The sequence below is a fragment of the Sphingosinicella xenopeptidilytica genome (assembly GCF_042676985.1).
Taxonomy (GTDB): domain Bacteria; phylum Pseudomonadota; class Alphaproteobacteria; order Sphingomonadales; family Sphingomonadaceae; genus Sphingosinicella; species Sphingosinicella xenopeptidilytica.
In genome coordinates this window covers 81,977-95,640 of sequence record NZ_JBHTIK010000004.1, presented here as the reverse complement: position 1 = coordinate 95,640, position 13,664 = coordinate 81,977, and the positions used below count along the sequence as shown (strand labels likewise).

The 13,664-nt window shown below is 66.9% G+C and carries 13 protein-coding genes; 3 read left to right on the top strand and 10 right to left on the bottom strand.

From position 1 onward, the window contains the following. Positions 1 to 11: 11 nt before the first annotated feature. The 3 genes from glyA to ACFQ00_RS06910 all read right to left on the bottom strand — a co-directional run bounded on the left by glyA (position 12) and on the right by ACFQ00_RS06910 (position 2,887). A complete protein-coding gene (gene glyA, locus ACFQ00_RS06920) occupies positions 12 to 1,319 on the bottom strand; it encodes a serine hydroxymethyltransferase (RefSeq protein ID WP_381488169.1) in 1,308 nt (435 codons plus the stop codon). 20 nt (positions 1,320 to 1,339) lie between these two features. Further along, positions 1,340 to 1,771, bottom strand: coding sequence for a ribose 5-phosphate isomerase B (gene rpiB / locus ACFQ00_RS06915; RefSeq protein ID WP_293780970.1), 432 nt, complete (start codon positions 1,769 to 1,771; stop codon positions 1,340 to 1,342). Positions 1,772 to 1,870: 99 nt separating this feature from the next. After that, on the bottom strand, positions 1,871 to 2,887 hold the full coding sequence (locus tag ACFQ00_RS06910) for a patatin-like phospholipase family protein (protein ID WP_381488165.1): 1,017 nt from the start codon (positions 2,885 to 2,887) through the stop codon (positions 1,871 to 1,873). A gap of 82 nt (positions 2,888 to 2,969) precedes the next feature. On the opposite strand from ACFQ00_RS06910, the gene ACFQ00_RS06905 reads away from it, so the two are divergent. Then, positions 2,970 to 3,785 (top strand): DUF5694 domain-containing protein, encoded by an 816-nt coding sequence (locus tag ACFQ00_RS06905; protein WP_381488162.1) that lies wholly within the window; start codon positions 2,970 to 2,972, stop codon positions 3,783 to 3,785. Here ACFQ00_RS06905 and hemA read toward each other — a convergent pair. From hemA to ACFQ00_RS06870, 7 genes are all read right to left on the bottom strand, one after another. After that, positions 3,782 to 4,996: a 5-aminolevulinate synthase gene (gene hemA, locus ACFQ00_RS06900; RefSeq protein WP_381488159.1), complete on the bottom strand. Its 1,215-nt coding sequence runs from the start codon at positions 4,994 to 4,996 to the stop codon at positions 3,782 to 3,784. The two genes, ACFQ00_RS06905 and hemA, sit on opposite strands and share 4 nt — an antisense overlap. 127 nt (positions 4,997 to 5,123) lie before the next feature. After that, positions 5,124 to 6,266, bottom strand: a complete 1,143-nt coding sequence (locus tag ACFQ00_RS06895; RefSeq protein ID WP_381488157.1) for a hypothetical protein — start codon at positions 6,264 to 6,266, stop codon at positions 5,124 to 5,126. A 31-nt stretch (positions 6,267 to 6,297) separates the two neighbouring features. Beyond that, the gene (locus ACFQ00_RS06890) at positions 6,298 to 7,425 is read right to left on the bottom strand and encodes a carboxylate--amine ligase (protein ID WP_381488155.1); all 1,128 of its coding nucleotides are present in this window, start codon (positions 7,423 to 7,425) and stop codon (positions 6,298 to 6,300) included. Further along, positions 7,422 to 8,450 carry an enoyl-CoA hydratase/isomerase family protein gene (locus tag ACFQ00_RS06885; RefSeq protein ID WP_381488152.1) on the bottom strand — a complete coding sequence of 343 codons (1,029 nt, stop codon included), beginning with the start codon at positions 8,448 to 8,450 and terminating at the stop codon, positions 7,422 to 7,424. The genes ACFQ00_RS06890 and ACFQ00_RS06885 overlap by 4 nt, the downstream gene beginning before the upstream one ends. 20 nt (positions 8,451 to 8,470) lie before the next feature. Continuing rightward, positions 8,471 to 8,884, bottom strand: a complete 414-nt coding sequence (locus ACFQ00_RS06880) for a PaaI family thioesterase (RefSeq protein WP_381488149.1) — start codon at positions 8,882 to 8,884, stop codon at positions 8,471 to 8,473. A 22-nt stretch (positions 8,885 to 8,906) separates the two neighbouring features. Beyond that, positions 8,907 to 9,698: a glutamate racemase gene (gene murI, locus ACFQ00_RS06875; protein ID WP_381488146.1), complete on the bottom strand. Its 792-nt coding sequence runs from the start codon at positions 9,696 to 9,698 to the stop codon at positions 8,907 to 8,909. Continuing rightward, a complete protein-coding gene (locus ACFQ00_RS06870; RefSeq protein WP_381488143.1) occupies positions 9,695 to 10,342 on the bottom strand; it encodes an MOSC domain-containing protein in 648 nt (215 codons plus the stop codon). Before ACFQ00_RS06870 ends, murI begins: the two co-directional genes overlap by 4 nt. A gap of 80 nt (positions 10,343 to 10,422) precedes the next feature. On the opposite strand from ACFQ00_RS06870, the gene hemB reads away from it, so the two are divergent. Further along, complete coding sequence (gene hemB / locus ACFQ00_RS06865) at positions 10,423 to 11,430, top strand: porphobilinogen synthase (protein ID WP_381488141.1); 1,008 nt, start codon at positions 10,423 to 10,425, stop codon at positions 11,428 to 11,430. Further along, positions 11,427 to 13,664, top strand: a complete 2,238-nt coding sequence (locus ACFQ00_RS06860) for a spermidine synthase (protein ID WP_381488139.1) — start codon at positions 11,427 to 11,429, stop codon at positions 13,662 to 13,664. Before hemB ends, ACFQ00_RS06860 begins: the two co-directional genes overlap by 4 nt.

The following is a 13,664-nucleotide window of genomic DNA, read 5'->3' as shown; positions in this document are numbered from 1 at the left end:
CCTTTACCGCGTCAGAGCCCCGGATAGATCGGGAAGCGATCGCAGAGCGCCTTCACGCGCGCCCGCACGTCCGCTTCCACCGCACCGTTACCCGCTTCGCCGTTCGCGGCAAGGCCGTCCAGCACATCCGCGATCATGTCGGCGATGAGCGTGAACTCCGCCTGCCCGAACCCGCGGGTCGTCCCTGCGGGCGAGCCGACGCGGATGCCGCTCGTCTTCGTCGGCGGCAACGGATCGAACGGCACGCCGTTCTTGTTGCAGGTGATGTGGCTGCGCTCCAGCGCCTCGTCGGCGTCCTTGCCGGTCAGCCCCTTGGGGCGAAGATCGATCAGCGCGAGGTGCGTATCCGTGCCGCCCGCGACGACATCGCAACCGCGCTCCTTCAGACGGCCCGCAAGCGTCTTCGCGTTGGCGATCACCGCCTGCGCATAGACCTTGAAGCTCGGGTCGAGCGCCTCACCGAACGCCACCGCCTTCGCGGCAATTACGTGCATCAGCGGGCCGCCCTGAAGGCCCGGGAACACCGCCGAGTTGATCTTCTTGCCGAGCGCCTCGTCGTTCGAGAGCACCATGCCGCCGCGCGGGCCGCGCAGCGTCTTGTGCGTCGTGGTGGTGACGACGTGCGCGTGCGGCAGCGGGCTCGGGTGCAGACCCGCCGCGACGAGCCCCGCGAAGTGCGCCATGTCGACGAGCAGATACGCGCCCACCTTGTCGGCAATCTCGCGGAAGCGCGGGAAGTCGAGCGTGCGCGGATAGGCCGAGCCGCCCGCGATGATCAGCTTCGGCTTGTGCTCCAGCGCCAGCCGCTCGACCTCGTCGAAGTCGACAAGGTGGTCACTCTCGCGCACGCCGTACTGCACGGCGTTGAACCATTTGCCGGACTGCGCGGGCGGCGCGCCGTGCGTCAGATGGCCGCCGGCGGCGAGGCTCATGCCGAGGATCGTCTCGCCAGGCTGCACCAGCGCCATCATCACCGCGCCGTTCGCCTGTGCGCCAGAGTGCGGCTGCACGTTGACATAGGCGCAATCGAAGAGCTTGCGGGCGCGGTCGATGGCAAGCTGCTCGACCTCGTCCGAAGGCGCGCAGCCCTGATAGTAGCGCTTGCCCGGATAGCCTTCGGCATACTTGTTGGTGAACACCGACCCCTGCGCTTCCAGAACCGCGCGGCTCACGATGTTCTCGGAGGCGATCAGCTCGATCTGGTCACGCTCGCGGGTCAGTTCCCTGGTGATTGCGTCGAAAACCGCCTTGTCGGCAGTGGCGACGCCGTCGGTGAAGAACCCGTCCTGGGCAAGCGGCGTGGCGGCGGCGGTGCTCATGCTCGTATCTCCTTCGTGGGCTACGCCGACAATTTGTCGACGCGCCGCTGGTGACGTCCGCCCTCGAAGGGCGTGTTCAGAAATTCATTGAGGCAATCGCGCGCCGTCTCGATGCCGATCAGGCGCTCGCCGAGCGCGAGGATGTTCGCATCGTTGTGCTGGCGCGAAAGCCGGGCCATCAGCCCGTTCATGCAAAGCGCGGCACGCGCGCCCTTCACGCGGTTCGCCGCAATCGAAATGCCGATGCCGGAACCGCAGACGACAACGCCCTTCTCGGCCTTGCCTGAAGCGACCGCTTCGCCGACTGCGCGGCCGAAATCCGGGTAATCCACAGACTCGCCACCGTTCGTGCCGAGGTCTAGAACCTCGTGCCCGGCCTCCTTCAGCCAGTCCGCCACAGCGGACTTCAGGACGTAACCGGCGTGGTCGCTGCCAATGGCGATAACGGACATGGAGCGGCGGGCCTCATGCAAGCTGCGGGTGCGATTCGCGTGAGCGCACTATCTAGGGGAGCGCCCCTTCCGAAGCTACCAAGAATTGTAACATAGCTGCTATTCGAAGATGCCCCTGAGATCGAGCGTCGCCCGCTTTCCAACGGCCGCATAGTTCGCCTTCAGCCAATGCTCCGCCTTCACGCGGCCGAGATCGCGCAGCGCCGTGAGGAACGGCCAGTCCGCGTTCATCTTGGTGGCGGGCGGATAGGCGGTCAGTTCGTCGCCGCCGTCCACGCGGTGCATCAGGATCTTGCGGTAGCGCTTGCCCGCCACGATTTGCCCTTCCCCGATCAGCCGGTCGACGAACTCGATAGCGCGAAGCTCGCGGAGCAGCGAGCCGTTGAAGGCGATCTCGTCGATGCGGTTGTCGATGTCCTCGACGCTGGTGGGCGTCTGGCGCCGCTCGATGGGGCTCACCTGCACGAGCAATATGTCTTCCGGTCCCTCGTGGTAGAACAGCGGGAACAGCGCCGGATTGCCCATGTAGCCGCCGTCCCAATAGGGCTCGCCGTCGATCTCGACCGCCTGGAAGAGCTGCGGCAGGCACGCGGAAGCGGCGAGCACGTCTGCCGTCACCTCATGGCCCGAGAACACCCTCACCTTGCCGGTGAATACGTTGGTCGCCGCGATGAACAGCGTCAGCGCCTTGCAGCTGCCGATCTTCTCGAAATCGAAGGAGTCGGCGACGATGTCGCGCAGCGGATTGAGCCCCGCCGGATTGAACTGGTACGGGCTCACGGCACGGGAAACCTGCCGCAGCATCTCGCGTCCCGGCGCGCCGTGCCCCGTCCATGCGTTCCACCACGTATCCCACGGCGTGTCGCGCACGGGCACGAACATCGCCGCGTCGGACACGCGCTTCCAGAAACGGTCGAGACTTTCGCGCGCACCCTCGCGCCCTCCGGACATCCAGCCCTGTGCAAGCGCGGCGGCATTCATCGCGCCCGCGCTGGTCCCGGAAATCGCGGAGAGTTCGATGCGCTTGTCTTCCAGCAGCCGGTCGAGCACGCCCCAGGTGAACGCACCGTGGCTGCCGCCGCCCTGGAGCGCGAGGTTGATGGTTTTCGTCGCCATGATCGGAGCTTAGCGCACAGGCAGAGGCTTGCCTATCGGTCAAGTGTATTGCATGAATAATACACGACTAGGGGAGGTTTTCATGCGCATTGCCATGCTTGCCATCATTGGGGCCGCTTTCATCGTGCCCGCGGCCGCCGCGGACACAGCGATCATGGTGCTCGGCACCTACCATTTCTCGAATGCCGGTCTCGACAAGGCGAACATGAAGGCGGACGACGTGACCGCCCCTGCCCGGCAAGCCGAACTCGAACGACTGACGACCGCGCTCGCGGCATGGAAGCCGGACAAGGTGCTGGTGGAATGGCAGTATCCCCAGCCGTTCACCGTGCCGGAATACCGAGCGTTCAAGCCCGAAGACCTGAAGACCAAGACCAACGAGGTCATCCAGATCGGCTTCCGGCTGGCACGGAAGCTCGGCCATGCCGAGGTCTACGGCTTCGACGAGCAACCCGGCCCTGGCGAGCCCGACTATTTCCCGTTCGGCCCCGTCGAGGCGTTCGCCGCCGCGCACGGACAGAAGGCCGAACTCGACGCGGTCTTCGACTATTTCCGGCAGCAGGCAGACGCGCAAACGAAGGCACAGGAAACCCAATCGATCCCGGCGCTGCTGCTCACCATCAACGACCCGGCGCGCAGCACGGCCGAACACGCGAAGGGCTATTACGACATGCTCCGCTTCGGCGACGGGGAGGACCAGCCGGGCGCCGTGCTGAACGCGATGTGGTACATGCGGAACGCCAAGATGTTCGCCAAGATCGGCCTCATCGCGAAGCCGGGCGAGCGCGTGCTGGTGCTCGTGGGCTCAGGCCACAAATACTGGCTGGAGCATTTCGCCGGAACGACGCCGGGTTTCGCGCCGGCCGATCCAAGGCCGTACTTGGAAAAGGCCCGCTAGGCCGCGAGGCGCATTTCCAGGCGGTCCCAGATTTCCACGAGCGCGCGGACGAGGTCGTCCATCATCGCTTCGTCGTGGTTGGGGCCGGGGGTGAAGCGCAGCCGCTCCGTGCCGCGCGGCACGGTGGGGTAGTTGATCGGCTGCACGTAGACGCCGTACTCGATGAGCAGGATATCGCTGATCTTCTTGCACTTCGCGGGGTCGCCGACGAGCAGCGGCACGATGTGCGTGGTGGACGGCATCACCGGCAGACCCGCGTCGCCCATCTTCGCCTTGAGCGTGGCGGCGGCGGCCTGCTGACCTTCGCGCTCCGCGCCCGAAGCCTTCAGGTGCCGCACGCTGGCGAGCGCGCCCGCGACGAGGACCGGCGCGAGGCTGGTCGTGAAGATGAAGCCCGGCGCATAGCTGCGGATCACGTCCGTCAGCGCCTTCGATGCGGCGATATAGCCGCCCATGATGCCGAACGCCTTGGCGAGCGTGCCCTCGATGATCGTCAGCCGGTGCGCGACGCCGTCCCGCTCCGAAATGCCGCCGCCGTGGTCGCCGTACATACCGACCGCGTGCACCTCGTCGAGGTAGGTGAGCGCATTATACTTGTCGGCGAGGTCGCAGATCTCGGCGATCGGCGCGATGTCGCCGTCCATCGAATAGACGCTTTCGAACGCGATCAGCTTCGCGGCGTCCTTCGGCGCCTCGGCGAGCAACTCTTCGAGGTGTTCGAGGTCGTTGTGGCGGAAAACGCGCTTCTCGCAGCCCGCGCCGCGGATGCCCGCGATCATCGAGGCGTGGTTCAGCTCGTCCGAGAAGACGATGCAGCCCGGCAGCAGCTTGCCGAGCGTGGAGAGCGTCGCCTCGTTGGAGATGTAGCCCGAGGTGAAGAGCAGCGCGGCTTCCTTGCCGTGAAGCTCGGCCAGCTCATTCTCAAGCTCGAGGTGATAGTGCGTGTTGCCGCCGATGTTGCGCGTGCCGCCCGAGCCCGCGCCGACATCGCGCAGCGCTTCTTCCATGGCGCCGATCACGTCCGGGTGCTGGCCCATGCCGAGATAGTCGTTCGAGCACCACACGGTGATCGGGCGCGCGCCGTTGTGACCGGCGAAGCAGCGCGCGTTCGGGTAGTTGCCCCGGTTACGCAGAATGTCGATGAACACGCGGTAGCGACCCTCGGCGTGCAGCCGGTCGATCGCGTCCTTGAAAATGCGGTTGTAGTCCACGCTCTCTAACCCGTCCTGCCCGCTCTTTTGCCCGCTTTACATCGGAGGTGGCGGTCCCGTCACCCCACTTTATGTCGCAGGCCTCTGTTGCGATCTGTTCGCAACTTTTACGAGGGGCTGGAATGACTTAGATCAACTTCTCGACAAGAAAACTGTCGATGGCGAATTTCGCCGCCCAGTTGAGGTACGCCCACTGGCCATACTCGCCGTCGATGGGGAACGAACCGCGCACGCCGCCGACGAGATCGGGATTGCCTTCCACGGCAATCGTGCGACGCACGAAGGCGTTGAGCCCCTTGCCCGCCTTCACGAAACCCTCGCCGCCGCCAAGCGGAGCGAGATAGAACAGGCTTTCGGCGATCTGCACGTTGCCGGTGAGGCACGACCAGTCGACCGCCGCCGCCCAGTCCGAGCGCAGACGACCCGGAAGCGCCCCGTCGCTGCGCAGCGCGCCGACGAGGCCGCGCGCCATCGTCAGCGCCGCATCGAGATAGGGCTGTTCACTGGAAAGCCGGTGCGCCTCCACAACACCACGCAGATAATAGCCGAGCGTGTGGGTGAGCGGCCGGTCCTTGTGCTGCAGGCAGCAATCATTGACCCAGCCGTTCGCCTGCATCTTGCCGAGCGCCCAGTCGACCTGTTTGAGCCCCGCCGCGCCATAGCCTTCGCCGGGCGCAGTGCGCTCGGCCTCGAACAGGCCCCACGACACGTGCGTTTCGTAAGCCTTCTCGCCTGCGTGCGTGAACGGCGACGGATGCGAGCGCCAGCAGCCGTCCGGATCGAGCGAGTCCCTCAGGAAACGCGCGGCGCCGTGCATGGCCTCCAGATACTTCGCATCGCCGAGCGTGCGTGCGCCGATGGCAAGGCCGATCAGGATCTGGCCGGTGTTGAAGGTGACGGACTTCACCGGCACGGCATCAATCTTGCCGCCCTGAAAGCCGCCATCGTCGAGCTGGATCGCGCAGATCCAATCGAGCATCCGCCGCGCCCGGGCTTCCTCGCCCAGCGTCAGCAGCGTCGGAATGATGTAGCCGGTCGTCTCGGGGTAGCTCGTCGCCCAGCCCTTGGCGACGTGATAGTCGCGGGCGACGCCGCCGTCTGCGGTGGCGGAGCAGTCCTGCGCACGGCCAAGCCATGCGGTGCACGCCGCCACAGCCGCATCGATGCCGGGATCGGCAAACGGCAGTCCGGCCGCGTCGCGTTTCTTCGCCTCGCGTTCAGCGGGCGCAAGCTGGAAGTCGTTGTAGAGCGATTTCAAGGTATTGAGCATGAACCCTGCCTAGCCGGAGACGGTTAAGGTTTTATCGCCGGCCGCCGAGGCCGAGCTTGCGCGCGATGCGTCCCCGTCCCGAGGCAAGCCACGGCCCGGGATCGTCGCCGCGCCAAAGCGCGTCCACCGCCCGCCAGCCGGACCCCGATTTGGGGACGACCGCGCCGGATGCGACCGCACCGGGATCGCGCCAGCCGAACCGGTGCCGGGGCTGGGCGGAAGGCAGCGGCAGGCGCATCTGGTCGGCAAACTGCACTGCGGGCAGATTCACACCGTTCAGCGTCGCCAGCTCCGACTGGTAGTCCGTGCGGCACGCGGTCGGCTCAATCATGTAAAACGCGCCCGTTTGCGCGTGGCGCTTGAATTCGAGGCTGCCCATGCCCTGGAAGTGCGCGGCGGCGAAGAACGCCTGCGTGTCGGCCGCGAGCCGCGCGTGCGCTTCGGGTGCGGGCGCGCAGCCCGCCGTGCCGCCCACGCGCGGCGGCCAGCTCGCCGTCTTGTAGCCCGTATAGGCAGCGAGCATGTCGCTCTCGGCGCCGAAATAGCCGAGGCAGAAGAAGACGCTGCCGTCATCCCCGGGCACATACTCCTGCGCCACGAGTTCGCCCGCGGCGGCGAGCATGTCCGGGATCATCGGGGCGGCGTCGGCAGCGCTGTCGAACACATACGCCTTCTTGAAACGCGCCTGATAGGCGGCGACATGCTCGCTCGGCTTCACGATCAGCGGCGGCGTCAGCTTTTCAAGGAGCGCGAGATCGTCGGCGCTGCGCAGCGTCACTGTGCGCGGCACAGAAAGCCCGGCGCGCGCCGCGATCGGCATGAACCGATCCTTGTTGACCATCGCCTCTACGACATCGCGCTCCGGCATCGCGATGCGATAACCCGGAATCCGGTCCCGGTTCGCAGCCACCGTGGCAACGCCGTCCTCGCGCGTCAGAAACAGTACGGGATCATGATCGAGCCGGGCGCGATAGACGGCCAGCGCCTCGACAAGCCCTTCGCCTGCAAGCGGCGCCTTCGCCTTCGTGCCGTGACGCGTGGCGGTAAACGGCCCCATCGTGTCGTCGAAGGCATGCACGCGGATGCCCACCGCCGCCAGCGACCGCACGACGCCGAGGCCGTTGAGGCCAAGGCCCACGACAAGCGCGCTGCCGCTCAAAAGCTGAGGTCTCCCCACGCCGGCGGTGCAAAGTAGCCGTCCACCATTTCCTCCGTCACGTCGCGGAGCGCGGCGGGACGCCAGCGCGGCGACTTGTCCTTGTCAATGAGCTGGGCGCGGATGCCTTCGAAGAAATCATGGCCCGACTTGATCGCCGACACCAGCCTGTATTCGCGGCGGAGGCATCCGGCGAGGTCGTCGCCCCGTGCTTCGCGGAGCGCGCGGAGGCTGATTTTCATGCTCGTCGGCGACATTTTCATCAGCACGTCGCGCTGCGCCACGGCCCAGTCGCTGCCGAGCGAAAGCGATTCCATGATCGCCTCCACCGTATCGAAGGCGAAGTGCCGCTCGATCTCGGCGCGAACCGCCTCAAGCGGTGCGGGGCCCGCATCCGAATGAAAGGCGTTCAGCGTCTGCGCGACATCGCCACCTTCGGCGAGCGCATCGGTCAGCGCCTCGATCTGCGCGCTCGTGCAGTGGTGCGTGCCATATCCGGCATACATGCAGTCCGCCGCTTTCAGCCGCGCGCCGGTCAGGCCGAGATAGGTGCCGACCTCGCCCGGCATCTGCGCAAGCGCATGTGTGCCGCCAACGTCCGGGATCAGGCCGATGCCGGTTTCAGGCATTGCGAACAGCGTCTTTTCCGTAACGACGCGATACGGCGCATGAACCGAAACACCGACACCGCCGCCCATGCTGAACCCGTCGACAAGCGCCACATAGGGCTTCGGAAACGTGCCGATGGCGAGGTTCATGCGGTATTCGTCCGCGAAGAAGCCTTCCCACTCCGAAGTGCCTCCCTTGCCGGAATGGTAGAGGCCCACCACGTCGCCGCCCGCGCAGAACGCCTTTTCGCCCGCGCCGCGGATGATCACCACCGAAACGTCGTCGTCCACGGCCCACGCATCGAGCTGCCGATGCAGCGCGAGGCACATCTCGCGATTGAGCGCATTCAGCGCCTGCGGCCGGTTCAGCGTCATCAGCCCGGCACGGCCGCGCCTTTCGAACAGGATGTCGTCGGTCATTCAGCTCCCCTCGAAGTCTTTCAGAATGCGCGCGGCGCGGCGGTGGAGGTCATACGCGCAAGCAGCGCGCCTTCGCCATCGAAAAGGTCCGCCTCAAGAAAGGCGATCATGCGACCACGCTTGATGACGCGGCCTTCCGCGTAGAGTTTCCCGGCCTTCGCGGGCAGCAGGAAGCTCACCTTCATCTCGATCGTCGCCACGAAGATGCGCTTGCCCGCATCGGCGACACAGGCCATCTCCGCCGCGTCGTCGAGCATCGCGGCAACGATGCCGCCCTGCACCGTGCCGTTGGGATTGCAGAACGCAGGCGTCGCGACGAACGACATACGGACGCGCCCCGCCGGGTCCAGCTCCAGAATCTCGGCGCCGAGCAAAATGCCTGTGGGCGGCAGATCGGCGTTGAGGCGCGCGAGCAATTCCTCATGCGTCGTCATAAGTTTCGCCGCGATCCCTTTGTTAGAGATAATCTACATCGAGCCCGCGCACCGCGAGTGCGGGCACCAGCGCGGCGGACTTTTCGTCTCTCAGTGTGAAAACGGCAAGGCCTGTCGGCTCGCACCCGGTCCAGTCCGCGTCGCGAAGCAGGTGCGCGACGCGGCGTGCGATGCCTTGCCCGCCGTGGACGAAGCGCAGGGGGCGGCGGGCGGCAGCGGCAAGCTCATCCTCCACCAGCGGGAAGTGCGTGCACGCGAGCACAACGATGTCCATGTCCACACCGTGCGGTTGCCCTGTCAGCCCCGCCATCACCGCCGCATAGTCCTCCGCCGGAACCTCCTCCCCGCGCAGCTTCGCCTCCGCCATCGCCGCAAGCTCCGGCGTGCCATGGCGGAGCACCACGCAGTCCGAAGCGAACTCGGCGGCAAGGTTATCGACATAGGCCTGCCGAACCGTGGCCGGCGTGCCGAGCACGCCGATCACCTTGGTCTCCGTCGCCTCGGCGGCGGGCTTGATCGCGGGCACGGTGCCCACCACCGGCACGTCGAGCGCGGCGCGCACGTGCGCCAGCGCGATCGTGGAGGCGGTGTTGCAGGCGATGACGATGAGGCGGGGCCGATATCGCTCCGTCAACCGCCCGAGCAGCGCGGGCACGCGCGCGGCAATCTCCGCCTCGCTCTTGCTGCCGTAAGGAAACCCGGCGTTGTCCGCCACGTACACGACCGGCGCCTGCGGCAGCGCGGCGCGGATCGGCGCCAGCACGGAGAGGCCGCCCATGCCCGAATCGAAAACGAGAATCGGCGGGCAGGTCATGCCGACATCATTCGCGCACGCTCGCGCCATTCGGCGGACAGCAGCTTCAGACCCGAAAGCGCCTGCAGCGACGCGGGGTCGGACTTCCCCGCCCCGCCGACGATCAGGCCGAAGACACGCGCCACGGTCCATTCGGGATGCGGCCTGCGTTCGAGCGTCAGCGTATCGCCGACCGCGACGACGCCGGGCTCGATCACACGGTAGTACCAGCCCGAACGACCCGTCTTGACGATCTCGGCGACGAGCGCCGGGCGCCCGAGCCGGTGCGCGGGTTTCCAGCAGGGTTTGCGACCCTGCGAGATTTCGACGAGTGCGGTGCCGAGCCGATAGCGATCCCCGATGCAGGCGCCGTTCTCGTCGAGGCCCGTCGTCGAGATATTCTCGCCAAACGCCCCCGCCGCGCCGAGCAGCGCCTGATCGGGCATCCGTTCCGCCCACCACGCATAGTGATCGCGCGGATAGTGGTGGACCGCCATGTCGACGCCGCCGTGGTGGACGGTATCCGCCTGCTCGTCGCCATCAAGGCCGAGCGGCTTCACCACCACCGCGCCGAGCCGGGGCGCCTTGACGATCGCGCTCATCTCCTCGCCGCGCAGCGGGCGGGCGGTGCCGGTGAGCACGGCTTCTATCGTGAGTCCCGTCATGATCCGCGATTAGCGCCCGCGCCGCACCCCGGTAAAGCCCGTGCTTCTCAAGGCGTGCGTTTTCGACCATAGATGCCGCCATGTCTCCCGTCCCCAAACCCGCCGCCGCCTACCCCGCTACCCGCCTGAGACGCCCCCGCGCACATGCATGGTCGCGTGCGCTGTTCGCGGAAGTAGCGCTCTCTCCGGCCGATTTCATCTGGCCGCTTTTCGTCACCGATGGCACGGGCGAGCGCACGGCGGTGCCGACGATGCCGGGCGTCGAGCGCCTGTCGGTCGATCTCGTCGCCGAGGCCGCGAAGGAAGCCGAAGGCCTCGGCATCCCCTGCATCGCGCTCTTCCCGAACACGCCCCCCGAACGCCGCACCGCCGACGGCCGCGAGGCACTCAACCCTGACAATCTCACCTGCCGCGCCATCAAGGCCATCAAAAACGCCGCGCCCGGCATCGGTGTGCTGACGGACGTCGCGCTCGACCCCTACACGACGCACGGCCACGACGGCCTGCTCGCGGAAGACGGCCGCATCCTCAACGACGAAACGATCGAGATGCTGCAGGGTCAGGCGCTGGTGCAGGCCCGCGCCGGTGCGGACATCATCGCCCCGTCGGACATGATGGACGGCCGCGTCGGCGCGATCCGCAAGGTGCTGGAAGCGGGCAGCTTCCACGACGTGCAGATCATGAGCTACGCCGCCAAATACGCCTCCGCCTTCTACGGCCCGTTCCGCGACGCGGTCGGCTCCGGCGGTTTCCTCAAAGGCGACAAGAAGACCTACCAGATGAACCCCGCGAACGCCGACGAGGCACTGCGCGAGGTCGCGCTCGACATCGCCGAGGGCGCGGACAGCGTGATGGTGAAGCCGGGAATGCCGTATCTCGACGTGATCGCCCGCGTGAAGGACGCCTTCAACATCCCCGTGTTCGCCTACCAGGTCTCCGGCGAGTACGCGATGCTTGAAACCGCCGCGCGCGCTGGCCTCATCGAGCGCGACCGCATGATCATCGAAGCGCTTACCGCGTTCCGCCGCGCGGGCTGCTCGGGCATCCTCACCTATTACGCGCGCGACGCGGCACGGCTGCTCGGATGACAGCCGCCGAGGGTGTCCAGACGCGGGGATTGGCGGCACGGCCGCTGTTCATCGCGACGATCTTCCTCGGCTCGTTCCTCCTGTTCCTCATCCAGCCGATGCTCGGCCGCATGGCGCTGCCGACGCTGGGCGGCGCGCCCGCGGTGTGGAACGTCGCCATGCTGTTCTATCAGGCGATGCTGCTCGCGGGGTACGTCTACGCGCACGCGATCAGCCGCATGGCACAGCGGCGGCAAACGATCCTCCACCTTGCCGTCTTCGCCATCGCGGCGCTCACGCTGCCGATCAGCCTCGCCGACATCGGGGGCCGCGAGACACTGCCGCCGATGCTGTGGCTGCTGGCACTGCTCGCCGCCTCGATCGGCCCGGTGTTCTTCGTCGTCGCCGCGCAGGCGCCGCTCATGCAGTCGTGGTACGCGCGCGTCGACGATCCGGCAGCGGCGGACCCCTATTTCCTCTACGCGGCGAGCAATGCGGGAAGCCTGCTCGCGCTCCTCGCCTATCCGTTCGCGGTCGAGCCGTACCTGCGCCTCAAGGAGCAGGCGTGGCTGTGGTCGGGCGGCTTCGTGATCCTCGCCCTTCTCGTCGCCTTCTGCGCGCGCCGCCCGGCGCGTGAACCCGTGCCCGCCGCCGAGGCCGCACCGCCCGCCACGTGGCGCGAGCGCGCAGTCTGGACGGCGCTTGCCGCCGTGCCTTCGGGCCTGCTGCTCTCGACGACGACGCACCTGACGACGGACATCGTCGCCGTGCCGCTGCTCTGGGTGGTGCCACTCGCGCTCTACCTTGTCACCTTCATCGTCGCCTTCTCGATGGGCGGCGCGCTCTTTGTGAAGCAGGCGAAGATGGCGTCGCCGATCCTGCTCCTGCTGCTCGGCGGCTACACGTTCCTCGCGCAGGGCGTGTTCGCGCTCCTGATGGCGCTCACCAACCTCGTGCTGCTGTTCGTGGTCGCGCTGGCACTCCACGGCCACCTCGCCGAGAGACGCCCGCCACCGTCACAGCTTACAGACTTCTACCTCTGGATCTCGCTGGGCGGCGTCATCGGCGGCTTCTTCTCCGCGATCGTCGCGCCGTTGGTGTTCGACTGGGTGTATGAGCACCCGATCCTGCTCGTGTGCGCCGCCGCGCTGATCCCGGCGAAGCCGCTGACGAAGCGCATCGGAAAGCTGTGGCACGGCCGCCGGGGTCTCGTTCTCGACATCACCCTTCCAATCATCGCGCTCGCGGCCTCATGGTGGGTCCATACCGAACTGATCCTCGCCGACCGTGCCGAAACCGCAGCGCCCGCGCTTGCGCTCATCGCGCTTGCCGCCGTGCTTTCGATCGGGCGGCGGCTCACCTTCGCGGCCTGCTTCGGCGCGCTGATGCTTGGCCTCGGCGGCTGGCAGGCGATCGCGATCAGCCGTATCGAGCTTGCGCGCGAGCGCAGCTTCTTCGGCATCTACACGGTGAAGGCAGACGGCGAGCGGCTCATCCGCCTCCTGGAGCACGGCACGACGCTGCACGGCGTGCAAAGCCTGATCCCGGACCTGCAGAGCGAGCCGCAGTCCTACTACGCCAAGGGCAGCGGCATCGCCGAGGCGTTCACCGCACTGCCGAACATTGCTGGCCGCTTTGCCAAAGTCGGCTACGTCGGGCTCGGCGCAGGCTCGCTCTCCTGCTTCGCGAAACCGGGACAAGGCTGGACCGCCTTCGAGATCGATCCGCTTGTGGTGCGGATCGCGAAGGACGAGCGCCTGTTCACCTATATCTCCCGCTGCACGCCGGACCTCCGCATCGTCATGGGCGACGCACGGCTCTCGCTCGCGAAGGAGCCGAAACACACCTACGACCTCATCGCCATCGACGCCTTCACGTCGGACGCGATCCCCATGCACCTGATGACCGAAGAGGCGTTCAAGGTTTACGCAGGCGCGCTGAAACCGGACGGCGTGCTGATGGTGCACATCTCGAACCGCCATATCGATCTGCAGCCGGTGATCGCCGCCATCGCGAGCGATATGGGCTGGACGGCGCGTGTGCGCGATCACACGCCCTACGATCCCGGCCTTCCCGGCATCGACTATTCGCGATCGATCTGGGTCGCGCTCACGCCCACGGAAATGCGGATGCAGGATCTGATGTACGGCGGCGGCGCTGGCCCCGCAGGCTGGGCGATGCTGCGCGAACGGCCCGACCTGCAACCCTGGACCGACGATTTCGCGAGCATCATCCCCGTGCTGAAGCAGCAGTAG

Bases quoted from the DNA above. Each gene is read 5' to 3' on its own strand.
- glyA (WP_381488169.1), bottom strand. From the start codon at position 1,319: ATGAGCACCGCCGCCGCCACGCCGCTTGCCCAGGACGGGTTCTTCACC.
- ACFQ00_RS06885 (WP_381488152.1), bottom strand. From the start codon at position 8,450: ATGACCGACGACATCCTGTTCGAAAGGCGCGGCCGTGCCGGGCTGATG.
- ACFQ00_RS06860 (WP_381488139.1), top strand. From the start codon at position 11,427: ATGACAGCCGCCGAGGGTGTCCAGACGCGGGGATTGGCGGCACGGCCG.
- rpiB (WP_293780970.1), bottom strand. From the start codon at position 1,771: ATGTCCGTTATCGCCATTGGCAGCGACCACGCCGGTTACGTCCTGAAG.
- ACFQ00_RS06905 (WP_381488162.1), top strand. From the start codon at position 2,970: ATGCGCATTGCCATGCTTGCCATCATTGGGGCCGCTTTCATCGTGCCC.
- ACFQ00_RS06895 (WP_381488157.1), bottom strand. From the start codon at position 6,266: ATGCTCAATACCTTGAAATCGCTCTACAACGACTTCCAGCTTGCGCCC.
- murI (WP_381488146.1), bottom strand. From the start codon at position 9,698: ATGACCTGCCCGCCGATTCTCGTTTTCGATTCGGGCATGGGCGGCCTC.
- hemB (WP_381488141.1), top strand. From the start codon at position 10,423: ATGTCTCCCGTCCCCAAACCCGCCGCCGCCTACCCCGCTACCCGCCTG.
- ACFQ00_RS06880 (WP_381488149.1), bottom strand. From the start codon at position 8,884: ATGACGACGCATGAGGAATTGCTCGCGCGCCTCAACGCCGATCTGCCG.
- ACFQ00_RS06910 (WP_381488165.1), bottom strand. From the start codon at position 2,887: ATGGCGACGAAAACCATCAACCTCGCGCTCCAGGGCGGCGGCAGCCAC.
- ACFQ00_RS06870 (WP_381488143.1), bottom strand. From the start codon at position 10,342: ATGACGGGACTCACGATAGAAGCCGTGCTCACCGGCACCGCCCGCCCG.